The sequence below is a fragment of the Bradyrhizobium guangzhouense genome (assembly GCF_004114955.1).
GTDB lineage: Bacteria > Pseudomonadota > Alphaproteobacteria > Rhizobiales > Xanthobacteraceae > Bradyrhizobium > Bradyrhizobium guangzhouense.
Window position 1 is genome coordinate 211,420 of sequence record NZ_CP030053.1, and the last position, 21,773, is coordinate 233,192.

A 21,773-nucleotide genomic window follows, 5' to 3' on the forward strand; every position below is an offset into this window, starting at 1 on the left:
TGACGGACCGACCCGCGAGCTGGCGCATGCCGACACCCAAGCAGATGGACAAGATGGCCGCTCTCGTCGGCAGAAACGCACCGCAGAAGCCCGGATTGGGTCCCGACGCCGATCTACCCGCGGAATACTGGCAGGCGCTCCTGGACGACCCGCGCGCCGACGCTCGCTCCAACTCCTCCGGAGCGGCGCTGCGGATGAACCAAATTCGTCAGCATGTACTGAGGGTTGGGTGCCGCCGCTGCGGCCGGACCGTCGAGATCCAGAAGGTCGATGCCGCTCGCCTCTACGGTTCGGATGCGATCTGGCGGGACGTGGGCCAGCGTCTGCTGGACAACACATGTGCGCAGCGCACCGGCCGCCACGAGGAGGACGGCTGCTGGCCGTCGTACGACGTCTAGCCGGGGGACGGCCATGGCGCCCAAGCACCACCCGACCCCGCTCTCCGGAGGCGACCGCAAGGCGCTGCGGAAGGAATTGGGGAAAGCCCGCGCGATGACGACGATTCTCGCCAGCCAGGCTGCCGAAGCCCGCGCCAATGGCGAGGCCCTCATAAAGCAGGCCGACAGGCTCCTCAGCGAGTCTTGGAACGAACGGATGTGGGCATCGGGGGGCCCGATCGACCCGTCGCCGACGATCGACCAGGCCATCAACGGCGGTTTCGCGTGGCTAGAGATCGAGTGTTCGCGGTGCAAGACCCGGCGGGAGGTGGATTTGGCGACGCTGCGCCATCCGCCGACGACCTTCGTGCATGACCTGGCGAGTCGGCTCCGTTGCAGCAAGTGCGCCAAGGCCAATCGCCGCCCGCCAGCCACGCTGCTACAACTGGCTCAGCGCCCTCGCCAGGCCGCGCCGGAGACCTGACGATGTGCAACCTCTACTCGATCACGACGAACCAAGCTGCCATCAGCGCGCTGTTCCGCGTCGTCAACCGGTACGTCGGCAACCTTGCGCCGATGCCGGGCGTGTTTCCGGACTACACCGCGCCGATCGTCCGGACCGGCGCCGGCGGCCGGGAGCTCGCGACCGCGCGATGGGGCATGCCGTCGTCGGCGCAAGCGCTCTTGGTGGCGACGAAGAAGCGCGCCGCGAAGCTGGAGGCCAAGGGCAAGACCGTCGATTTCAAGGAATTGCTTCGGATGGAGCCGGATTCCGGAACCACGAACATCCGCAACGTGACGTCCAAGCACTGGACCCGGTGGCTGGGTCCGGAGCACCGCTGCGTGGTGCCGTTCAACTCGTTCAGCGAGTTCAACAAGGCAGAGGGCGGTGACATCTGGTTCGCGCTCGACGAGAGCCGTCCGCTCGCATGCTTCGCCGGGATCTGGGCGAACTGGACTTCGGTCCGGAAGGTCAAGGAAGGCGAGACCACCAACGACCTCTACGCATTCCTGACGACGGAGGCGAACGCCGAAATCGGCGCCATCCATCCGAAGGCGATGCCGGTGATCCTGACCACGCCGGAGGAGGTCGAGACCTGGATGACCGCGCCTCCGGACGAGGCCCTCAAGCTGCAGCGGCCGCTGCAGGACGGGTCGCTCCGGATCGTCGCCCGCGGGGTCAAGGAAGATGCGGAGGTTGCATGACGTCCCGATCGGTCTACCCTTTGGAGGCCGGCCGCCTCTACGGAATTGGCGACTTGCGCGCTGCCGAAGCTCTGCTGCTGGCGGAGCGCCAGTCCGATCAGGATCTGTCCTCCAGATTGCGGGTTCAAAGCCGAAAGGAAATCGCCTGGGCGAAAACGCGAAACGAAGAGTGGTCGCCGCTGCTTCTGCTCGCCGACGGCCTCCGCCTCGACGATGCCGACACATTCCGTTGGACGCCGGAGGGCGCCGCCGACTTCGTGATCGTTTCGGGCGAGAAGACGCTGAACGTCCAGTGCACGATGGCCTACGACGAGCCGGAGGACGCCGCGTACAGCAGCGGCCATCTCCATCACCTGGAGATGAAACATCAACGCGAAAACGGATTCTACTTCGGGGGCGGCCGCATCTCCGAGCCGACCGTCCGCGACGTCGCGGAGCAGCTGACGACGTGGCGGGCCGGCATCGCCTCGGCGGTGAGAACGAAGCTATCCAATACGAACTACGTCGGGCAGGAACTCGATCTGCTCGTTTACGCCAGAATGTGCTCGTTCGATCTCGTCGATTTCTCCTTGACGGAGGTCGTCGCCCCCGCCCTGGACGCGATCGGAAAGGCCGATTGGGGGCGGCTCTTCGCCAACATCTACGTCGTCGACAACGGAGAATTCGTGCGGGTCGCCCGGGACTAGCGACGCGCCGCATCATATATGCGAGCACGGGTCCGCCGGCATGAGCCCGGCGGCGCCCTTATGGAGCCGTCATGAAAACGCCAGGCCTGATCCTTCCCAGGTCCGCCCAACGACAGTCGTCGATGACGTCGAACGAGATCGGCGTCTTCGTTCCACCCGACGCCCTGTTTCCCGACGTCGAGGCGACCGAAGCGACGATGGAGGAGTTGCTTCGGCCCCTCGGCCGCGACGCCGTGCTGGTGGCCTGCGCGCGGCTGAATACGGTGGTGAGCGGGACCGGCGTGCCCGACATCAAGGAACGCCAACAACGAGCGATCAACATGATCTGCAGCGGCGAGGATCTGGACCGCATCAACGCGTTCGCTCGAACCCGCCCTTCCGGCGATCTTCCGGTCGTATTCTTCCGAGGCCAGCTGCTGGAACTGATGCGCTGGGCCGTCCGCTGCTGCGACGCGGCGGTCGGCGCCGAGTCGCTCGAGGATCCCGCGGGCCGGAGCCGCCTGCTTCAGGCCGCGCTCATCGCCAGCAAGCTCTGGGGCGAGCGCGTCTTTGCCGGTCGGCTATCCGGAGTCCTTCCGGTCGACGACGCCCGCAAACTGGCTCTCGGCGCGTTTCGCCGCGGGCTCGAGGAATCGGCGATTGCGCCGCATATCGGAGCCACGCTCGGCCGCGGGTGGGCGCTGTTCTCCGAGCACTTTCCGCGCCACTATCCGGACTTCGCCGCGGAATTCCTGGACGCGACCGGTCTCACCGTGGAGCAATACTTCACTTGCGTCACGGGTCTTGCCCTGTACTTGCCCTTCGACTCCGAAGGAGGGGCCCTATTCAACGCACAAACCGTCGCCGACGCGACCGCCTACCGCGAGAAGTTCGCCAAATACATGGATTCTGAATCCCAGACGCCGGAAGAGCTCGCGGTCACGCTCTGGGACGGATTCACCGAACGCGGTTACCGGGACCTGCGTGAGCGCCCCATACTGCGGCTGGCGAACGGGCGGGCCATCATCATCGATCCCGTCTTCTTCAGCGAGAAGATATCGGTAGGCCCGCTATTCCATCTGCTGCCGAAGGCACGCAGCGCCAACGAAGTGTTCGGCGCGTTCGGAAACGCATTCGAGGACTACGCGAACGGCATTTTGAGGCGAATGTATCCGGACCGTCCCGGCTTGGCCTCGCGCCTCCAATGCGGCGTCGAGGCGTGCGATCGCGAGAATCGCGATTTCGAGATCGATGCACTGCTCGACTACATCCCTCAGACCGTGATCTTCGAGCAGAAGGCCGCCTGGTTGAAGGACGAGATCGTGCTCGGCGATATCGACGACTGGATCGAGCAGATACGGTCGCGCTACGGGATCGCGACCGCGTCCGCCGGCGGGAAGAAGGAGCGGCCGAAAGGCGTCGCGCAATTGGCGCAGATCGTCCGGCGGATTCTCGATGGAAATTGCGGAGAGGCGCAGCGCGCATTCGATGGGGTGGCCGTCATCCATCCGGTCCTGCTGGTCCACGACACGCGGTTGAACGCGCCGGCATACGGCACGTTTCTCGATTCGGAATTCCGCCGATTGCTCGGCGAAGTGCCTGGGGGAAGGCGGGTAATGACCTTGGCGATCATGACGATCTCCGACCTCGAAAATCTAGAATCGTCGGTTTCGGAATTCGCCATGCAGCAACTGCTGGCGGACTATGCGTGCGCGCACCCGGAAGGGCTCGTCTCCCTGCACAACTTCATGGTCCATGACGAGAGATACGCGGACAGGATCAAGCCGAGCCCGCAATTGATGGCCGATTCGCAGCGTCTTATCGAACTCGCGCAGCGCGAGTTGTTTCCGAAGTCGGCGGCCATAGTCGGTCCATGACGGAAACCCGCCACGTGCATCGGAAGATCATCCACGTCGACATGGACGCCTTCTACGCATCGGTAGAGCAGCGGGATAATCCGGATCTACGCGGCAAACCGGTAGCCGTCGGCGGATCCCGCGAGCGCGGTGTCGTGGCGGCCGCCAGCTACGAAGCCCGCAAATTCGGCGTTCGGTCGGCGATGCCGTCCGTCACCGCCAAGCGGCAGTGTCCGGACCTGATCTTCGTGAAGCCGCGCTTCGAGATCTACAAGGCGGTCTCGCAGCAGATACGCGAGATCTTCGCCGAGCACACGCCGATCATCGAGCCGCTGTCGCTCGACGAGGCCTATCTCGACGTCACCGAGAACCTGCAGAACATCCCGCTGGCGCGCGACGTCGCGCTCGCGATCCGCGCCAAGATCAAGGAGGTCACCGGCCTCAACGCATCCGCCGGAATCTCCTACAACAAGTTTCTGGCGAAGCTCGCCTCCGACCATCGCAAGCCGAACGGCCAGTTCGTCATCACGCCCGAGATGGGTCCATCGTTCGTCGAGGCGCTGCCCGTCGGCAAATTCCACGGTATCGGACCGGCGACCAGCGCGAAGATGAACTCGCTCGGCCTCCACACCGGCCTGGACATGCGCAACCAGACGCTGGAGTTCATGCAGGCCAATTTCGGCAAGGCCGGCGCGTACTACTACTGGATTTCGCGGGGCGTCGACGATCGCGAGGTCCGCGCCAACCGGATCCGGAAGTCGATCGGCGCAGAGAACACGTTCGCCAGCGACCTGACCGAATTCGAACCCATGGCTGCCGAACTGCAGCCGCTGATCGACAAGGTCTGGCGCCATTGCGAGGAGAAAGGTTCGCGGGGACGAACGGTCACGCTGAAGATGAAATTCAACGACTTCGAGATCATCACGCGCAGCAGGTCGGTCCCGATCGCGGTATCGAGCCGAGACGACCTGGAGCGGCTCTCGATCGCGCTTCTGCAGCACGAAGTGCCCGTTCCGAAGCCCGTCCGGCTTCTCGGCGTCTCGCTCTCCTCGCTGCAAGGCGGCGACGAGGAAGAACCGCAACTCGGGCTTCCGATCTGAGCACGCAGCGCATGATCAGCATCTCCCGAACCGGCAGCATGAGATCGCCCGTCGTCGTCGTCGGTCGGTTCGCCCTGAAGTTCGCACGGAACGCGCGCGGACGCGCGAGCAATCTGTACGAAGCGAAGCTCTATCGAAGCGCCAACGAGACGCGTCGCAACCTGCTGTGCCCTGTTCTCTGGGTTTCCCGAAACGGTTTCGTGCAGATCATGAGGGCGGCGAAACCGCTCGACGACATGATGAGCTTGGACGAGTACATGAACTTCGCGGAGGTCTGGGACAAAATGCCGGGGGAAGACAGCTGTCCCTTCGAACCGAAGGCGTCCGACTGGGGGTGGTTCGAAGGCAGGATGGTCGCGCTGGATTACTCGACTCCCGCCTGGGAGGCCGACGAACCTACTTCCTCTTCAGTCCCTTGAACGAGCTCTGCCGCAGCAGGCCGTCCGACGTGATGTCCCGGTACTCGACGTCCGCGAAGAAAGTCGGCTCGACCCACGTGGCCTTCGGCTTCCTGATCGGCTTCGTCAGCTTGGATTTCGGGCTCACCACGGTATCGAGCTGCTTTCTGATCTGGCTCGAGACGGTTCGCGACCAGCCGGTCCCCACCTTTCCCATGTAGACGAGATCCTTGCCCTCGCGCTTTCCAAGGTACAGCGCGGCCACTCCGGTGGGATCCTTGACGAAGCCGATGATCGGGAATTTGCCCTTCTGCACGGTCTTGATCTTTAGCCACCCTTCGTTCCGGTCGGAACGGTAAGGTGCCTGCGCGTTCTTCGAGACGATGCCCTCGAAATTCAGCTTCGCGGCGTGCTCGAACATCTCTTGTCCGTCGCCGGTCAGGTGCTCCGAGTAGATGACGGGATGCCCGATGTCGTTTGCCCCGAGCAGGTCGGAGAGCATTTGCTTGCGCTCTACCTGGGGAAGTTTGCGGAGGTCTCCGTTCCTCCAGAGCAGGTCAAAGGCGTAGTAGATCAGCCTATCCTGTTTGCCCGCTGCGAGTTCGGCCTGGAGCTCGGAGAAGTTGGTACGGCCCTCATGTATGACCACAACCTCTCCGTCGAGTATGGCTTGACCGGGGATGTCCAATGCACCTGCGATCATGGAGAATCTCTTCGTCCAGTCCAACCCGTTTCGGGTGAACACTCGCTTCTTCCCGTTCTGGAGGTGGACTTGAACCCGGTAGCCGTCGAACTTGATCTCGTGAAGCCATTGGTCGCCGGACGGCGCCTTGGCCTTCAGCGTGGCCAGTTGAGGCTTGATGAATCCGGGCATTCCCGCCGACGGGACCGCTGCAACTACTCTCCGCGCACTCTTGGCCATCACGCTACTCAAAACGGCAGCTTACCGAGGACCTCTTAAGGAAACACGCGGATTCGTCATGAAAACCGTCATTCGGCGGGCAACGCGCCCGTCGACGGCGGTACGGTGTGCTGCCTTATAATGACCGCTCGCTCCCATGGATCGGCTCTGCCTGGCTCAAGTCGTTTCGTGCATCCTTGATGATGGAGAAGGACGACTGCAGAAACAGGGTGGCAATGACGACCGCGACGGCTAGGTCAGGCCACGGCGTTTGTGTCCAGGCGACCAGGAGGGCGGCGATGACGACCGCAATGTTGCCGATGGCGTCGTTGCGGCTGAATAGCCATACCGCGCGCACGTTGGCATCGCCCCGCCGATGTGGCAGGAGCACGACGGCAGCCGCCACGTTCACTGCAAGTCCAATCAGAGCAAGAACCCCCATCAGCTCAGCTTCCGGCTGATGCTGCACCAGCAGCCGATAGGCGGTTGCGACGAGAACGCCCGCTCCCAGAACCCCTAAGAAGATACCCTGCAGCAAAGCCGCCTTGGCGCGGGCCGCCAGTCCCCAACCCACCGCGATCAGTCCAAGGAACGAGATCACTCCGTCGCCGATGAAATCGAGCGCATCGGCCTTTACCGATTGCGAGCCGGCAAGAAAGCCACCGACGATCTCGACGATGCCGTAGCCGGCATTGAGGAGGACCACGATCCAAAGGGCGCGCCTGTAGGCCGGCGTCACGTGCGAGAGGTCCGCTACATGGTGGTCATCTGCGTCGATGCGCGCAAGTCTGTAGCCGAGACCTGTGATCGAGCGTTCGACCTCGGGCAGCGGTGCCGGCCCGGCTTCCGTCCGGAGCGTCATCTCCTGGGAGGCGATGGAAACCTTGACGGCTCGAACGCCCGCGACCGAAAGCGCCGCGGTTTCGATTTTGGCCGCGCAGGCGGAGCAATCCATGCCCGTGACGCGATAGCGCACCATTCCGTCTGCGTCCGTCGTCATAACGCACGTCCTCGCATCATGTCCTGCCTTCCAGCCGCAGCCGCCTGTAGAGCGCCTCGACGGCCGTAGAGAAATCGACCGCGTCGTTCCGCGCGCAGTGGTCTTCGAGGAACCGCAATTGGTCCATGAGGCCGAATGTCGGCGGATTGAGATCGAGACCGACGTCCACGCCAGGCGGCCTGCTCAATATGATTCCGCTCATGAAGCCCTGTGCCCAAGCCAGGTAGTCCCTGCTCACCTGCGGATCGGCCGCGGCGTCGGCGGTGAACTGCCGGCATGTCGCGGCGCCGAGCCCCACGATCCGGGCAGTCCGGGCGCCTTGCTCTTCTGCGGCCACCGTGCTCCATCCCAACGCCCACATCACGCAGACGGCTGTCGAACGTCGGATGCGGCACGTCACGGCCGACCCTATTTCTTGAACTTTGCCTGGCCCGACTTGCCCTCGGCGGTCTTGATCGTGAGGGTGATCGTCGCGCCGGCGGGGATCGGATTCTTGGCGTCGCCCTTGAGCGAATTTTCGCCTTGGGGCGCAAGGGTGACCGTTTCGCGGGCCGACCCACCGGCAATCAGCACAGCCCCTACATAGCCCTTGGTCGAGACCGGCTTGGCCTTGAAGGCCTCGAAGACATTGATGGTGACCGTGTTGCCCGACGTCAGAAGTTCGGCATCGATCCCGGCGACGTCGAGCATCAACCCGCCGTTTGGTCCTTTTTCATAGTCCTCGGCGGAAACCGGCGTCGCGAACAAGATGGTAGCGATCAGCAACAGCGCGTACTTCATGACGGCACTCCTTGGGGGGCGGATGGATTCGATTGAGCATTGGTCGGCTGTTCCCGCCTGAACAAGGCATAGAGCGCCGGCAGCACCAACAGGGTGAGGATGGTCGATGAGATGATCCCGCCGATGACGACGGTCGCGAGCGGCCGCTGCACCTCGGCACCCGCACCGGTGGCGATGGCCATCGGGACGAAGCCGAGCGAGGCGACCAGCGCGGTCATCAGGACCGGCCGGAGCCGCGTCAGTGCACCTTCCCGGACCGCGTCCACCAGCGCATGGCCTTCCCGTCGAAGCTTTTCGATGAACGTGATGATGACGAGCCCGTTGAGCACGGCGACCCCGGAGAGCGCGATGAAGCCGATCCCGGCGCTGATCGAGAGCGGGATCCCGCGCAGCAGCAGCGCTACGACCCCGCCGGTCAGAGCGAGGGGCACGCCGCTGAATACTAATAGGGCGTCAGGCGCCGATCCGAGACTGATGAAGAGCAGCAGGAAGATCAGGAACAGTGCGAGGGGCACGACGACGGTCAACCGCTGCGTCGCGGAGACCAGTTGCTCGAACTGACCGCCCCAGCCGATCCAGTAGCCTGGTGGAAGTTTCACCTTCTGCGTCACTTGCTCCTGGGCGTCCGCGATGAACGAACTGAGATCGCGACCCCTCACGTTGGCCGTCACCGCAATCCGCCGTTTGCCGTCCTCGCGGCCGATCAGATTGGGGCCGGGCTTGAGATCGACCTGGGCAAGCTCGGATAGCGGCACGTAGCGGATTTGAGCGAGCGGCGAATTGCTCCAGAGAGCAGTGGTCGCCTTTGGGTTCTCGATCGGAGGCAGCGGCACCGGCAGGGACCTGATGGCATCGATATCCGAACGCAGATCGTCTGGTAGCCGAACAACGATGTCGAAACGCCGATCGCCTTCGAAAAGGCGGCCGGCGTTCTTGCCACCAACGGCCATCTCGACGAGATTCTGCACGTCTGCAACGTTGATCCCATAGCGCGCCAGGGTTGGGCGGTTCAGTTGGACGGTGAGCACGGGCAACCCCGCCGCTTGTTCGGCCTTCACGTCGGTGGCCCCGTCGACCTTTTGCAGCACCGCTTGGACCCGGCTCGCGGCCTGGATCAGTTCGTCCAGATTGTCGCCGAATATCTTGACGGCGACATCACTCCTGACGCCAGAAATGAGTTCGTTCATTCGCTGCTGAATCGGTTGCGAGAACCCATAGGCATTGCCGGGCACGTCTTCGGCCGCCTCCTGGATTTCCGCGACGACGGTAGCCTTCGGCTTCTCGGGATCCGGCCATTCCTTTCGCGGCTTCAGCATGATGTAGTTGTCCGAGGTGGATTGCGGCATCGGGTCGGTCGCGACCTCCGCCGTGCCGGTGCGAGCGAACACCTCCTTGACCTCGGGAAGCTTGAGCAATCGGCGCTCCAGCATCGCTTCCATGGTCACCGATTGAGGCAGGCTGATACTGGGGATGCGGACCACCTCGGCCGAGGCATCTCCTTCGTCGAGACCGGGAATGAACTCACCGCCCATGCGAGAGGCCGCGATCCCGCAGACGACGACCAGAAGGGCCGCAATCGCCGCGACGCCGAACCTGTTGTTGATCGAGGCGGTGAGCAGCGGCGCATAGATCCGGCGGGCGCCGCGCATGAACCAATTCTCATGTTCGGAGACCCTGCCGGTGACCAGGAGTGCCACGGCCGCCGGCACGAACGTCATCGATAGAACACTGGCCCCGGTCAACGCCATCAGCACGGTCAAAGCCATCGGCGTGAACATCTTCCCTTCGACGCCCGTGAGCGTGAGTATCGGCAGATAGACCACGGCGATGATGAACGTGCCGAACAGGCTGGGGCGGATGACCTCTCGCGAGCCGGCGAGAATGGTCTCGAAACGTTCCTCGCGGTTGAGAACGCGGCCGAGCCGGCCCTGCTCCGCGGCCAGCAGGCGCAGGCAGTTCTCGACGATGATCACGGCACCGTCGATGATGATGCCGAAGTCGATGGCGCCCAGGCTCATGAGATTGGCGCTGACCTTGTCTTCCACCATGCCGGTGATCGCGAACAGCACTGACAGCGGAATGACGCACGCGGTCGCGACCGCCGCCTTGAAGTTGCCGAGCGTCAAGAACAGCACGACGATCACCAGCAGCGCGCCTTCGAAAAGATTCCTGGCCACGGTTGTGATCGTTGCTTCGACTAGACGTGTGCGATCGTAGACGGTGTGCGTGACCACCCCATCCGGCAGCGAGCGTCCGATTTCCTTCAGCCTCGCGGCGACGCGCTGCGCGACGGTGCGGCTGTTCTCGCCGATCAACAGCATCGCGGTGCCAAGGACCACTTCGTTCCCGTTCAGCGTTGCCGCGCCGGTCCGCAAATCCGTTCCTTCCCGGACATCGGCCACGTCGGACACCCGCACCGGGATGCCATTCCGCGAGCCGACCACGATTTCCTTGATCTCGTCGACGCTTGCGACCTGTCCAGGCGTCCGGACGAGGTACTGCTCTCCGTTGCGCTCGATGTAGCCGGCACCGACGTTCGCGTTGTTCGAGGCGAGCGCCGCCATCATGTCGCGGAAGCTGAGCTTGTAGGCCATCAGTTGGGCGGGATCGGGCAGTACCTGAAACTGCCGTTCGAACCCGCCGACCGAATTGACTTCGCTCACGCCCGCAACGGTCCGTAGTTGCGGCCTGACGATCCAATCCTGGATCGTACGCAAGTCGGTGGGACTATACGCCTCTCCGCCCGCCTTGCGGGCCTCCGGCTTGGCTTCGATCGTGTACATGTAGATCTCGCCGAGCCCGGTCGAGATTGGCCCCATCGCGGTCTCGATCGCCGTCGGTAGCTGGTCCCTGACCTGCTGGATCCGCTCGTTGACCATCTGCCTGGCAAAATAGATGTCGGTGCCATCCTTGAAGATCACCGTGACCTGGCTGAGCCCGTAGCGCGACAGCGACCGGGTGCTTTCCAGGCGCGGTAGGCCGCCCATGGCGGTCTCGATCGGAAATGTGATGCGCTGTTCGACTTCCAGCGGCGAGTAGCCGGGGGCCCTGCTGTTGATCTGCACCTGAACGTTCGTGATGTCTGGGACTGCGTCGATCGGCAGACGAGAAAAATTCCATGCACCGAAACCGGCCATCGCCAGCACGGCGATCATCACCAGCCAACGCTGACGGATCGCGAAGGAGAGGATGCCGTCAATCATTGTCCGCTCCTCCCTTCCCCAGTTCCGCCTTGACGATGAAGCTGTTCTGCGCCGCGTAGAGGTCGCCTTCGAGCACCCCGAACCTAACTTCCGCGAAGTCCGGGTCGCGCTCGCCGATCTCGACGTCACGCGCTGCGAACTTCTCGCCGTCGCGGACGAACACGACCGTACGGTTTTCGAGGATCTGCAAAGCCGACGACTTCACGGCGACCGCAACCTTCTTCGCCGACAAGGTCAAGCGACCGGTGGCGAACAGGCCGGGCCGCAGCCGCTGTTCGGAATTCGCTACGACGGCTCTGGCGAGCGCGGTCTGGGTCTCGCTGCTGCCGACCGGCGACACATATGAAATCTTCGCCTCGATCTTGGCTCCGCCGTCCGCGGGATCGATCAGGATTTGATCGCCGACCTTCACGCGGGCGAGGTTGCGCCGGTAGACGGAGAAATCGACCCACACCGTCGAAAGGTCGGCGATCACGAACGCCGGCTTCTGCTCGGAAACGAATTCGCCGAGCGTTGTTTGGCGGTCGATGATCGTGCCCCCGAGCGCCGCCTTCAGTTCGTAGGGGGTCAGGCTTTGATTGCTCTCGACGATGGCAAGGATGTCGCCCTTTTCGACGTGTTCGCCGATCCGCTTGCGAACCTCCCGAACGACGCCTGGAAAGCGGGGCGTGATCTGAACCAGTGATTCCTGGTTGGCCTGCACCATTCCGTTCAGCGTCAGGCTGTCGTGCAACACGGCCGGGCCGGCCGTCGCAAGCTCGATCTCGGCCGCCGCGACCTTTGCATCGCTCATCGCGACGCCGTCCGAATGCTCCTCCGCTTCGGACTTCTCCGTCGCGACCGTTTTCGTCGTCGCCGGCGTGAGCATCCGATAGCCGGCATAGACGAGCGTTCCGGCCACCAGGAGAAAGACGAAATATCGGAAAAGTGCTCGAATCATCTTGAGTTCTCTCGCGCGAGCGAAAATGGATTGCCGACGAGGCCTTCGATGGTGGCGACGGCAACGTGGAAGTTCTGCAAGGCTTCCTGCTCGCGCAGGCGCGCCTGCGTGAGGCTCGCCTGGGCATCCAGTACCTCGAGCAGCGTGAAACGGCCTTGGCCGTAGCCATCAGAAATGGCCTGCGCCGCCTGCTCCGCTTTAGGGATCGCGGCTTCGCGGAGGATGGCGAGTTCACGCAGCGAACCCTGCAACGTGTCGTAGGCACGGCCTGCGATCACGATCAGCGTATTTCGGTTCGCCTCCCGCTCCGCCCTGGTCTTCGCCAGGCTCTCCTGCGCCGAGAGTATGTTACCCTGGTTCTGATCGAACACCGGGATCGGCACCGAGAGTGTCAGCCGGACCGCATCGTCGTTGGTCTCGTTGAAGTGACGCCATCCCGCAGCGATGCGCACGTCCGGATAGGGCTTCAGCCGAGCCAGCAGTAACTCCGCGTTCCGCTGCGCGTAGATCGCGGTCCAGCGCACTAGTTGAGGATTCGCGTCAATCGCGGCCACGACCGATTGAAACGAAGGCGGTCGCCCGATGGCATCGAGCTTGCCGGATACCGAGGCGAACTTTGGTGCGGGATCACCCATTAGGACGGCCAACTCGCGGCGCGCGCTGGCGAGCGTCGATCTCAGCCGTTCGCGATCTGCCTTGACCAGAGCGGATGCAACTTCGGCCCGCCCCGTCTCCGCGGGCGACGAGGCGCCGGCTTCGACGCGCCGCTGCAGCAGCGGGGTCAGCTTGTCGATGGCGCCGACCTGCTCATCGAGAACCTGGATCCGACGCTGCGCACCCAGCACGTTGAGGAAGCCGATCGCGGTCTCAGACAGGACCTCCAATCTGACGGCCTGACGTTGGATCGACGCCGCCTCGACCCCGGCCGCACCGGCCGAAATTCGCGCCTCGCGCTTGCCGAACCATTCGAAGGCCTGACTGATCTGCAAGGTGGTTTCTGCGGATTTTGTCCCTCGATATTTGCCCGAACCGAACGAGTCGTCCTGTTCGTAGGACACCTCCGGATTGAGCAGCGCTCCGGATTGGATCCGCTGCCCTGCCGCGATGCCCACGTCGCGCTCGGCCGCGGTGAGACGCGGACTGGAGGCAAGCGCCCGTCCCAGAGCGTCCTTCATGGAGAGCGTCTGCGAATGCGCGTGACCGACGAGCCACGGGCTCGCTAGAAACGCCGCTGCGCACGCGAAATGCGTGACCGTCCTGCGAAACATGAGAATGACCTGACCAAGCGATCGATCGAGCGCTCGCGCGCTCCGAGAAGATGCTCAGGTCCGGTATTTGGGCGGCGGGGTATCGAGCCCCGGCTGATCCTCGAGGAGGAAGGTCGGTGTGGCGTATGCCGGAGGAGCGGCTTTTGCAGCCGGCTCGACAACGAGGACGGGTGGCGGGATCAGCAGGGGAACACAGGTGTAGCAATGATCGACAACGGTAACCGGCTTCTTCGATCCTTGGTCCGCTTTGCCCTGGTCCGTGTTGGCGGGTATGTCCGCAACTTCGATCCGATCTTCGCTCGCGAGCGTCTCGCCGGCGCACGCGATTTCGCCTGCAAATCCGACCACGACGTAGGCGAGCGTCAGCAATACGGTCAGCAGCCCGCGGAAGGAGGGTGCAAAGACGCGAGACCTATGGCCAATCAGCCGTTTCATCGAAGCCACGGATAGCAAGGACCGGAACCGAACACTATCACAAATTCAGTCCTGGAAGGCCTCGAACCCAGAAGGATCGGATCAGCGAACAGCCCCCGTCGGCGACCTTTTCATCATCCCCGCTGCGCTCCAGAAGCTATTGATCGGCGCAGCGGCATTGAGCAACAACACGATCGGCGCCGGGAACGGAATTCCACGGCGCCGGCTCGTCGTCGTGATTTGCCAGGCTTGTCCGCGTCAACGGCCCTTCGGGCCGCCTTGGTAGCGTCCTTCCGATCCGCCGGCGGCGGCCGCTGGCTCCAAACGTGTTCCTGCTCGGTCGTACGCGAATGCAGCAGACGGGCCCGTTTGCGACGCGGCCCTGTTCGGCGCGCTCTGCCTGGCCTCGTTCGGCCAATAGCTCTTGTCGGTGATCGTTGATCCCGCATGCGCTGTCGCGGAGAGCGCCAGCAGCGGCAGGAAGAGGGAAATCGCGAGAAGGTGTTTGGTTGACATGTTCCGGCTCCGTCATCATCGGAAACGCGTGAGTGCGCTTCTGATGATGAGTTCGGAGCAAATCTTCTCGCGGTCACAAGCTCACGCCGTCGTGACACGCCGATAGCCTCACGTCACCAGCGCAACAGCCGGGGTCCCAACACCGCACCCGCCAACGTGCACAGCACGATTGTGCCGCCGTACCATATTGCGACGAACGGCAGCGAATCGGCTGTGCAATGTAGCGCATAAGCCATTGCACTCACGCCGCCCGCGACGAGGCCGGCGAAAGCGCCCGTACGGACGAGGTTCGTCGGCGCCGCTCTCCGCACGGCCCAGATTGCGATTGCGAAAGGCACGATCGCGATGACCGGAATCGAAACGAGGCACTCCAGCCATTCGCCTCCCGCGACCATCGTGTCCCAATGCGATCGCGGCGCAAGTCCGAGGCTGATCGCGGCGAGCAGAATCATTGCGACAAACGGTGCAACCATGGAAATCGAAGAAATTCTCCGCTCTCCTCCGGGCCGGGCCAGTCGCGCAAGGTAGACCGACGCCATGCCGACGATGACAGCCGCAAACAGGAGCTTGAGGAGGAGGAAGATCAGGGCGCGGGTCGTCGTCAAGTCCGGGCGGAAGCCGAGCCCGACCAGCGAGAGGCACACGGCCAGGACCAAACCCGCAGCAAGTGCGGCACCAAGGATGCGGGCGAACGATCCCCGGACTACCGGCCCCGAGTTCGTGCTCAGAAGGGCAACCAATTCCTCGGTCTTCATGTTCGGGCTTCCCTGGCTATGAGGTTGGCCAACGCCTTGAGCCCGCGGTGAATGTTCATCTTCACTCCCGATTCGGAGATGCCGGAGCGTGTCGCCGCCTCGGCCACGCTTTGCCCGTCCAGTTTTACCGCCTGAATCGAATTGCGCATCTTCTCAGGCAGCAGTTGCATGAGCCGCGCGAGATCGAACGTACTTTCGGCGCTCAGATTGTCATCCTGCGCCATCACTTCGTCCGCCTCTTCCAGCGGCACATCGGCAAGCGAGGCGCGGGTCCGACGCAGATAATCGACCAGCTTGTAGCGCGCGATCGCGTGTACCCACGGAGTCAGAGGTTCTCCTGGGTCGTAGGTGTGGCGTTTGAGGTGGATCGCCAATACTGCCTCTTGAACCAGATCTTCGGCCTCGGTCGGTCCCTTTCCGATCCTGGCAAGCCTGGGCTTGTAGTATCCTCGCAGGAGGCCACTCAGCCTGTCGAGGAGCGCGCGGTGCGAAGACGCGTCCCCATTCAGACCAGCGAGCATCAGGGCCTTGAGTTCGGTTTCTCGGTTGGTCATCTGCGTATCTCTGGTAGTTCGGTCTCGCGGCCCGTTCGGTCACAGCGACCGGGCATTATTCCGCCGCTTCCGGACGGTCGAAGACGCTAACCGCCGGAACATCGAGGACCCTCCCGGTAGGCAGCCCGATGCCTTTCACCAGCCCAAAGATCGCCGGGATCACGATCAGCGTCAGCAGCGTGGACGAGACCATGCCGCCGATCATAGGCACGGCGATGCGCTGCATGATCTCGGAGCCGGTTCCGGTGCCCCACATGATCGGTAACAGGCCGGCCATGATGGCGACCACGGTCATCATCTTCGGCCGCACGCGTTCGACCGCGCCTTCCATGATGGCGTCGTACAGGTCAGCACGCGTCAGGGCGCGGCCCTCGGCGGCGCGCAGCGCCCTGATGTCCGCCAGCGCCTGGTTGAGGTAGATCAGCATCACGACGCCGGTCTCGGCGGCAACGCCGGCGAGCGCGATGAAGCCGACCGCAACAGCGACCGACAGGTTGAAGCCGAGCCACCACATCAGCCATAGACCGCCGACCAGCGCGAACGGCAGCGACAACATCACGATCAACGTCTCCGTGACCGACCTGAAGTTGAGGTAGAGCAGCAGGAAGATGATCAGCAGCGTCGCCGGTACGACTATCTTCAGGCGAGCCGCCGCCCGCTCCAGATATTCGTACTGTCCGCTCCACATCACATAGTAACCCGGTGGAAACTGGACGCTCGCCTGCACGGCGCGCTGCGCGTCTGCGACGTATCCGCCGAGGTCGCGATCGCGGATGTCGACGTAGATGTAGGTCGCGAGTTGAGCGTTCTCGGTCCGGATCGAGCTCGGGCCGCGTGCGAGTTGAACGCTGGCGACTTCCGCCAGCGGCACGGCGCCCCCGGCGGGCATCGGGACGAGAATGTCGCTCGCGATCTTCTTCGGCGCGTCCCTGAGGTCCCGCGGGTAGCGCATGTTGACCGTGAAGCGCTGACGGCCTTCGACGGTCGTGGTCACAGTCTGGCCGCCGAGCGCGGTCGCGATCGTGTCCTGGACGTCTTGGACCATGATGCCGTAGCGCGCCAGCGCCGACCGGTCGGGCGTGATTTCCAGATAGTAGCCGCCGAGACTTCGTTCGGCGTACGCGGACGACGTGCCTGGGACCGCCTTCAGCACCTGCTCGATCTGCTTGGCGAGCTTGTCGATCTCGACCAGGTCGGTGCCCATCACCTTGACGCCGACGGGCGTCCGGATGCCGGTCGAGAGCATGTCGATGCGCGCCTTGATCGGCATGGTCCATGCATTCGACACGCCAGGGAATTGCAGCGCCTTGTCCATCTCGGCGATCAGCCCGTCGACGCTGAGCCCGGGCCTCCACTGCTCCTTCGGTTTCAGATTGACAATCGTCTCGAACATCTCGGTCGGCGCCGGATCGGTCGACGTCGAAGCGCGACCGGCCTTGCCGTAGACCGACGCGACCTCGGGGAAAGAACGGATGATGCGATCCTGCGTCTGCATCAGTTCGGTGGCCTTGGTGACGGAGATACCGGGCAGCGTCGTCGGCATGTACAGGAGCGTGCCCTCGTTGAGGTTTGGCATGAACTCGGTGCCGAGCTGGCGCGCTGGCCAGATCGTTACGGCGAGCGCCGCGATCGCGAGTATGACGACGAGAGTTTTCGCCCGCAGCACGCCCTTGATCACGGGACGGTAGATCCAGATCAGGAAGCGATTGATCGGATTCCTGTGTTCCGGAACGATGTGCCCGCGGACGAAGATCACCATCAGCGCCGGCACCAGGGTCACCGATAGCAGCGCCGCCGCCGCCATCGAGAACGTCTTGGTGAAGGCAAGCGGGCTGAACAGCCGCCCCTCCTGCGATTCCAGCGTGAAGATGGGCAGGAACGAGACGGTGATGATCAGCAGGCTGAAGAAAAGCGCCGGCCCGACCTCGGAGGCGGCTTCGACCAGGATGGCGACCCGAGACTTGCCCGGTTCTGCCCGTTCCAGGTGCTTGTGGGCGTTTTCGATCATGACAATGGCGGCGTCGACCATGGCGCCGATGGCGATGGCGATTCCGCCCAGGCTCATGATGTTGGAGCCTATTCCCAGCAGCTTCATCGCCCCGAACGCCATCAGCACGCCGACCGGCAGCATCAGGATCGCGACGAGCGCGCTGCGGACATGCAGCAGGAAGATGACGCAGACCAGTGCGACGACGAGGCTCTCCTCGAACAGCGTGTGCTTGAGCGTGTCGACGGCCGCGTAGATGAGGTTCGACCGGTCGTAGACAGGCACGATCTCGACGGATTTGGGCAGGCTGGTCGCGATCTCCTTGAAGCGCTTCTTGACGTTCTCGATGACGTCGAGCGCGTTCATGCCGAAGCGCTGGAGCACAATGCCGCCGGCGACCTCTCCCTCGCCGTTCAGTTCCGCGATACCTCGCCGCTCGTCCGGGCCGAGTTCGACCCGGGAGACGTCCCGCAGCAGGACGGGCGTCCCGCCGTCGGTCTTGAGCACGATATTACCGAGATCGTCGATGCTCTTGAGATAGCCCTTGCCCCGGATGACGTACTCGAATTCGGATAGCTCCACTGTGCGGCCGCCGACGTCAGCGTTGCTGGCGCGGATCGCGTCGCGGATCTTCTGCATGGTGATGCCGAGGTCGCGCATCCGCTGAGCGTCGAGGACCACGTTGTATTGTTTGACGAAGCCGCCGATGCCCGCGACTTCGGCGACGCCTTCCGCCTTCGCCAACGCGAATTTGAGATTCCAATCCTGAATCGTTCGCGTGTCGGCGAGATTGAGCTCCTTCGACATCACCGCGTACTGGTAGACCCAGCCCACGCCTGTCGCGTCCGGGCCGATGGTCGGCGCCACACCCGCCGGCAACCTCGATGTCGCCGAATTCAGGAATTCCAAGACCCGGGAGCGGGCCCAGTAGATATCGGTGCCGTCCTCGAAGATCACGTAGACGAACGAGACGCCGAAGAAGGAGAAGCCGCGAACGACCTTCGATTTGGGGACGGTCAACATCGCGGTCGCGAGCGGATACGTGACCTGATCCTCGATGACCTGGGGCGCCTGCCCCGGATATTCGGTGTAGACGATCACCTGGGTGTCGGAGAGATCGGGGATGGCGTCGAGCGGCAGATGGACCAGCGCGTAGATGCCAGCCGCTGCGGCAAAGCCGGTCCCGAACAGGACCAGCAGAAGGTTGCGCGCCGACCAGGCGATGATGCGGGCAATCATGGGCGCGTCTCCTTGGCGGACGGCTCGCTGGATTGAGTGCCGGGCTCCGCAAAGCCCTTCAGCGCGGCCTTCAGATTGCTCTCGGCGTCGATGAGGAAATTGGCGGACGTCACGACCGCGTCGCCTTCCGCGACCCCGTCCGTGATTTCGACGTAGCCGCTACCGCGGCGGCCAAGCTTGACCTCGCGCGGCTCGAAGCGACCGTCGCCCTTGTCGATCAAAATCGCCTGACGTGTGCCGCTGTCGAGGACGGCGCTTTCGGGCACCGCGAGCACCGGTTCTGGTGGGCCGGTCTCGACCTCCGCATCGACGTACATTTCCGGCCGCAGCGCCTCATCGGGATTGGGCAGTTCGACGCGGATGCGGGCGGTTCGGGTTTGCGTCATCAGGTGCGGATAGATCAGCGACACCTCACCCGTGAAGGTCCGGCCGGCCAGGCCGCGCGGGCGGATCGTCACCTTCGTTCCGACGGTGATCTGGGGTAGATCGCGCTCGGCGACGTCGATGAGCACCCAGACGACTTGGTGATCCGCGATCCGGAACAGCACGTCGCCGGGTCCGGCCCTCATGCCGTTCACGGCGTTGCGCTCCAATATCTCCCCGTCCTGAGGGGCGAGCCATGGAATCGAAAGCGATATCTCGCGGGTGCGCTCCAGCTCCTTGATCGCCGGTTCGGGCGTCGCGAGATTCTCTAGCCGGCGCCGAGCGCCCTTCAGATCCTTGCCGGTCGCGCCCGCGCTGACCGCCGACAGATATTCGGCTGCGGCGCTAGAAAGCGCCGGGCTGTAAACGTTCATGAGGGGCTGTCCTTTGTGGACGTGGTCGCCGGTTGTTACGTTCGCGACGCTCTCGACGAATCCTTCGAAGCGCAGCGCGACGACCGAAACGCGACGTTCGTCCTCCTTGACGACTCCCGGAGCCCGAACGATCGATCTGATCGGTTGCCTCACGACAGGCTCCGACTTCGCGCCGGAGCGCTGAATCTTGCCTGGCGAGAGCTTCACCGACCCATCGTCGATGTCCTCGCCTTCATAGACGGCGATGTAGTCCATCCCCATCGAATCCTTCTTCGGCGTCGGCGACGTATCGGGGAGGCCCATGGGATTGCGATAGTATTTGACCCGGCGCTCTCCGGATCCGACAGCCGTCGCGGACGGCATGGCTGCCGGCGCGTCCTCGTCGAAGCCGACATCCGCGCTCGCCGGCACGCTGCGCCAGTCGCGCCCATCAGGCGTCTTCTTCGGCGAGAGCGAGTAGAACGGCTTTCCGTCTGGATCCTGATAGTAGATCGTCGCGCCGACCTCGGCGGCCGTAGCCGAAGAGGTAGCGACATGCGCGAACGGCTCCAAGCGCAGGATCTCTCCCGCGGAGAAGGCGGCGCTGGCCGCTGCGATAATCGCAGCGGCCGCGCCCAGGGCGACGACGCGGTTCATTTCTGCGCCGTGACGACGAGCTTGCTTTCGACGGTACCGGTCTCGCCCTGCACCTTGGCGCCGAGCGATAGTTGCCAGCGGCCCGCCATGCTGAAGGTCGCCTTGAACCGGTATGTGCCAGGCTCCGTCCCCGGCATGGGCGTCAACTTCGTGACCATCTCCTGCATGCCGTCCGGAGCCATGTCTAGGCGGGACGCGAAGATGACGGCATCCGGCACCGGCTTGCCCGTCCTCTTGTTCAGCAACTTGACGGTGACGATCTTGTCGGTGCCGGCCTGGACCGTCGGGTCGACGAGCTGAAATTCGTAGTCCTTGATGTCGGCGAAGGCGATCTTCGGTGCTCCCACTAGCGAGAGTCCGATCAGCGCGGCCGCAGCGGCGCGCGCACGTATGGCGGTCTTCATGATTGTATTCCTCGAAACGTCTGATCTAGCCGCAAAACGGCATGCGAAAGGACGCCCGCCGATGCTTGGCGCGCGTCAACGTTCCGGCGCCAGCGCGCCGGTCAGACGATCGTTCGAGGTGGGTGGTCCGGCGGGTGTGCGCCCAGCCCATCGATCAGCAGATCGTTCGGCAGAGCGAAGGCGCTAAGCGAGATGGTGCGATCGACCGACGCCGCGCTTCCACAGGGCGGCGGCATAGTGATCGTCAGCATGCACAACGCGACGAAGGGACAGGATCCGCAGTCTTTGGCCTTCTGGTCCTGCTGGGGGCAGCACGGCATGTCGTCAGCCATTGCCTGCATCTCGCCGGCTGCCGCCGCCATCTGCGACGCAGCCATCGCCGACGCCGACAAAGGCGACGCGATGAGCGCCGCCGCAACGGCGAGCGCGATCAGCCAGTTGATGACCTTCCTCGGACCCATCCCACCTTCTCTCACGACCGGCTGGCCGACGCAAATCGTCGGTTCATCACGATTTCGCCAGAAATGGGGATTGATCGCGCGGACTGGCGTGGCCGACGCGATCCTCACGCTGGCAGTTGGCTTTCTGATTGCGGCGTGTTCAGACAGGTCTTCCTAACGCGGTGCAGGTTCGGATGACCGCGGCTCCGATCGGGAAGACTGCGGCGAGCCTCGGCGATTCCAGACAGCGCAAGGAACGCCTGATCGATTGGGTCTATGCACAGCCTTGCGGAACAGGTGGACAAGCCAGAGCTCCGCCAATTGCGAATCCCTGCCA

General features: G+C 63.7%; 21 protein-coding genes. 8 read left to right on the plus strand and 13 right to left on the minus strand.

Going from position 1 to position 21,773, the window contains the following annotated elements; translation table 11 throughout:
* Nucleotides 1–26 precede the first annotated feature (26 nt).
* The 7 genes from XH91_RS01025 to XH91_RS01055 all read left to right on the plus strand — a co-directional run bounded on the left by XH91_RS01025 (nucleotide 27) and on the right by XH91_RS01055 (nucleotide 5,623).
* Nucleotides 27–398: a hypothetical protein gene (locus XH91_RS01025; protein ID WP_347339926.1), complete on the plus strand. Its 372-nt coding sequence runs from the start codon at nucleotides 27–29 to the stop codon at nucleotides 396–398.
* A gap of 13 nt (nucleotides 399–411) precedes the next feature.
* Nucleotides 412–861 (plus strand): hypothetical protein, encoded by a 450-nt coding sequence (locus XH91_RS01030; protein WP_128948866.1) that lies wholly within the window; start codon nucleotides 412–414, stop codon nucleotides 859–861.
* Nucleotides 862–863: 2 nt separating this feature from the next.
* Nucleotides 864–1,583: an SOS response-associated peptidase gene (locus XH91_RS01035; RefSeq protein ID WP_128948867.1), complete on the plus strand. Its 720-nt coding sequence runs from the start codon at nucleotides 864–866 to the stop codon at nucleotides 1,581–1,583.
* Nucleotides 1,580–2,269: a hypothetical protein gene (locus XH91_RS01040; RefSeq protein ID WP_128948868.1), complete on the plus strand. Its 690-nt coding sequence runs from the start codon at nucleotides 1,580–1,582 to the stop codon at nucleotides 2,267–2,269. The genes XH91_RS01035 and XH91_RS01040 overlap by 4 nt, the downstream gene beginning before the upstream one ends.
* Before the next feature lie 281 nt (nucleotides 2,270–2,550).
* Nucleotides 2,551–4,125, plus strand: a complete 1,575-nt coding sequence (locus XH91_RS01045) for a hypothetical protein (protein WP_206736848.1) — start codon at nucleotides 2,551–2,553, stop codon at nucleotides 4,123–4,125.
* Nucleotides 4,122–5,204 (plus strand): DNA polymerase IV, encoded by a 1,083-nt coding sequence (gene dinB, locus XH91_RS01050; protein ID WP_128948870.1) that lies wholly within the window; start codon nucleotides 4,122–4,124, stop codon nucleotides 5,202–5,204. The genes XH91_RS01045 and dinB overlap by 4 nt, the downstream gene beginning before the upstream one ends.
* An 11-nt stretch (nucleotides 5,205–5,215) precedes the next feature.
* Nucleotides 5,216–5,623 carry a hypothetical protein gene (locus XH91_RS01055; protein WP_128948871.1) on the plus strand — a complete coding sequence of 136 codons (408 nt, stop codon included), beginning with the start codon at nucleotides 5,216–5,218 and terminating at the stop codon, nucleotides 5,621–5,623.
* Here XH91_RS01055 and ligD read toward each other — a convergent pair.
* From ligD to XH91_RS01125, 13 genes are all read right to left on the minus strand, one after another.
* Complete coding sequence (gene ligD, locus XH91_RS01060; protein ID WP_128948872.1) at nucleotides 5,601–6,524, minus strand: non-homologous end-joining DNA ligase; 924 nt, start codon at nucleotides 6,522–6,524, stop codon at nucleotides 5,601–5,603. The two genes, XH91_RS01055 and ligD, sit on opposite strands and share 23 nt — an antisense overlap.
* Nucleotides 6,525–6,639: 115 nt before the next feature.
* Nucleotides 6,640–7,503: a cation diffusion facilitator family transporter gene (locus XH91_RS01065; protein ID WP_128948873.1), complete on the minus strand. Its 864-nt coding sequence runs from the start codon at nucleotides 7,501–7,503 to the stop codon at nucleotides 6,640–6,642.
* Between the two features lie 16 nt (nucleotides 7,504–7,519).
* Entirely contained in the window at nucleotides 7,520–7,864 is a 345-nt protein-coding gene (locus XH91_RS01070; protein ID WP_245477373.1) for a hypothetical protein, read from the minus strand.
* A 47-nt stretch (nucleotides 7,865–7,911) separates the two neighbouring features.
* Nucleotides 7,912–8,283, minus strand: a complete 372-nt coding sequence (locus XH91_RS01075; protein ID WP_128948874.1) for a hypothetical protein — start codon at nucleotides 8,281–8,283, stop codon at nucleotides 7,912–7,914.
* Nucleotides 8,280–11,486 (minus strand): efflux RND transporter permease subunit, encoded by a 3,207-nt coding sequence (locus XH91_RS01080; RefSeq protein ID WP_128948875.1) that lies wholly within the window; start codon nucleotides 11,484–11,486, stop codon nucleotides 8,280–8,282. Before XH91_RS01080 ends, XH91_RS01075 begins: the two co-directional genes overlap by 4 nt.
* The gene (gene ihpB, locus XH91_RS01085; protein WP_128948876.1) at nucleotides 11,479–12,426 is read right to left on the minus strand and encodes a divalent metal ion exporter adaptor subunit IhpB; all 948 of its coding nucleotides are present in this window, start codon (nucleotides 12,424–12,426) and stop codon (nucleotides 11,479–11,481) included. Before ihpB ends, XH91_RS01080 begins: the two co-directional genes overlap by 8 nt.
* Complete coding sequence (gene ihpA, locus XH91_RS01090; RefSeq protein ID WP_128948877.1) at nucleotides 12,423–13,694, minus strand: divalent metal ion exporter subunit IhpA; 1,272 nt, start codon at nucleotides 13,692–13,694, stop codon at nucleotides 12,423–12,425. The genes ihpB and ihpA overlap by 4 nt, the downstream gene beginning before the upstream one ends.
* A 54-nt stretch (nucleotides 13,695–13,748) precedes the next feature.
* Nucleotides 13,749–14,129, minus strand: coding sequence for a hypothetical protein (locus tag XH91_RS01095; protein ID WP_128948878.1), 381 nt, complete (start codon nucleotides 14,127–14,129; stop codon nucleotides 13,749–13,751).
* A gap of 608 nt (nucleotides 14,130–14,737) precedes the next feature.
* Nucleotides 14,738–15,379, minus strand: a complete 642-nt coding sequence (locus tag XH91_RS01105; protein ID WP_128948880.1) for an NrsF family protein — start codon at nucleotides 15,377–15,379, stop codon at nucleotides 14,738–14,740.
* Complete coding sequence (locus tag XH91_RS01110) at nucleotides 15,376–15,933, minus strand: sigma-70 family RNA polymerase sigma factor (protein WP_128948881.1); 558 nt, start codon at nucleotides 15,931–15,933, stop codon at nucleotides 15,376–15,378. The genes XH91_RS01105 and XH91_RS01110 overlap by 4 nt, the downstream gene beginning before the upstream one ends.
* Before the next feature lie 55 nt (nucleotides 15,934–15,988).
* Nucleotides 15,989–19,159 carry an efflux RND transporter permease subunit gene (locus XH91_RS01115; RefSeq protein ID WP_128948882.1) on the minus strand — a complete coding sequence of 1,057 codons (3,171 nt, stop codon included), beginning with the start codon at nucleotides 19,157–19,159 and terminating at the stop codon, nucleotides 15,989–15,991.
* Nucleotides 19,156–20,592: an efflux RND transporter periplasmic adaptor subunit gene (locus XH91_RS01120; RefSeq protein ID WP_128948883.1), complete on the minus strand. Its 1,437-nt coding sequence runs from the start codon at nucleotides 20,590–20,592 to the stop codon at nucleotides 19,156–19,158. The genes XH91_RS01115 and XH91_RS01120 overlap by 4 nt, the downstream gene beginning before the upstream one ends.
* Nucleotides 20,589–20,996: a FixH family protein gene (locus XH91_RS01125; RefSeq protein WP_128948884.1), complete on the minus strand. Its 408-nt coding sequence runs from the start codon at nucleotides 20,994–20,996 to the stop codon at nucleotides 20,589–20,591. The genes XH91_RS01120 and XH91_RS01125 overlap by 4 nt, the downstream gene beginning before the upstream one ends.
* Before the next feature lie 192 nt (nucleotides 20,997–21,188).
* Between XH91_RS01125 and XH91_RS38640 the strand changes: the two genes are divergently transcribed.
* Entirely contained in the window at nucleotides 21,189–21,614 is a 426-nt protein-coding gene (locus tag XH91_RS38640) for a hypothetical protein (RefSeq protein WP_164938238.1), read from the plus strand.
* Nucleotides 21,615–21,773 lie beyond the last annotated feature (159 nt).

Coding starts and splice junctions, on each gene's coding strand:
- XH91_RS01025 (WP_347339926.1), top strand. CDS start 27: ATGCCGACACCCAAGCAGATGGACAAGATGGCCGCTCTCGTCGGCAGA.
- XH91_RS01030 (WP_128948866.1), top strand. CDS start 412: ATGGCGCCCAAGCACCACCCGACCCCGCTCTCCGGAGGCGACCGCAAG.
- XH91_RS01035 (WP_128948867.1), top strand. CDS start 864: ATGTGCAACCTCTACTCGATCACGACGAACCAAGCTGCCATCAGCGCG.
- XH91_RS01040 (WP_128948868.1), top strand. CDS start 1,580: ATGACGTCCCGATCGGTCTACCCTTTGGAGGCCGGCCGCCTCTACGGA.
- dinB (WP_128948870.1), top strand. CDS start 4,122: ATGACGGAAACCCGCCACGTGCATCGGAAGATCATCCACGTCGACATG.
- XH91_RS01055 (WP_128948871.1), top strand. CDS start 5,216: ATGATCAGCATCTCCCGAACCGGCAGCATGAGATCGCCCGTCGTCGTC.
- ligD (WP_128948872.1), bottom strand. CDS start 6,524: ATGGCCAAGAGTGCGCGGAGAGTAGTTGCAGCGGTCCCGTCGGCGGGA.
- XH91_RS01065 (WP_128948873.1), bottom strand. CDS start 7,503: ATGACGACGGACGCAGACGGAATGGTGCGCTATCGCGTCACGGGCATG.
- XH91_RS01070 (WP_245477373.1), bottom strand. CDS start 7,864: ATGTGGGCGTTGGGATGGAGCACGGTGGCCGCAGAAGAGCAAGGCGCC.
- XH91_RS01075 (WP_128948874.1), bottom strand. CDS start 8,283: ATGAAGTACGCGCTGTTGCTGATCGCTACCATCTTGTTCGCGACGCCG.
- XH91_RS01080 (WP_128948875.1), bottom strand. CDS start 11,486: ATGATTGACGGCATCCTCTCCTTCGCGATCCGTCAGCGTTGGCTGGTG.
- ihpB (WP_128948876.1), bottom strand. CDS start 12,426: ATGATTCGAGCACTTTTCCGATATTTCGTCTTTCTCCTGGTGGCCGGA.
- ihpA (WP_128948877.1), bottom strand. CDS start 13,694: ATGTTTCGCAGGACGGTCACGCATTTCGCGTGCGCAGCGGCGTTTCTA.
- XH91_RS01095 (WP_128948878.1), bottom strand. CDS start 14,129: ATGAAACGGCTGATTGGCCATAGGTCTCGCGTCTTTGCACCCTCCTTC.
- XH91_RS01105 (WP_128948880.1), bottom strand. CDS start 15,379: ATGAAGACCGAGGAATTGGTTGCCCTTCTGAGCACGAACTCGGGGCCG.
- XH91_RS01110 (WP_128948881.1), bottom strand. CDS start 15,933: ATGACCAACCGAGAAACCGAACTCAAGGCCCTGATGCTCGCTGGTCTG.
- XH91_RS01115 (WP_128948882.1), bottom strand. CDS start 19,159: ATGATTGCCCGCATCATCGCCTGGTCGGCGCGCAACCTTCTGCTGGTC.
- XH91_RS01120 (WP_128948883.1), bottom strand. CDS start 20,592: ATGAACCGCGTCGTCGCCCTGGGCGCGGCCGCTGCGATTATCGCAGCG.
- XH91_RS01125 (WP_128948884.1), bottom strand. CDS start 20,996: ATGAAGACCGCCATACGTGCGCGCGCCGCTGCGGCCGCGCTGATCGGA.
- XH91_RS38640 (WP_164938238.1), top strand. CDS start 21,189: ATGGTGCGATCGACCGACGCCGCGCTTCCACAGGGCGGCGGCATAGTG.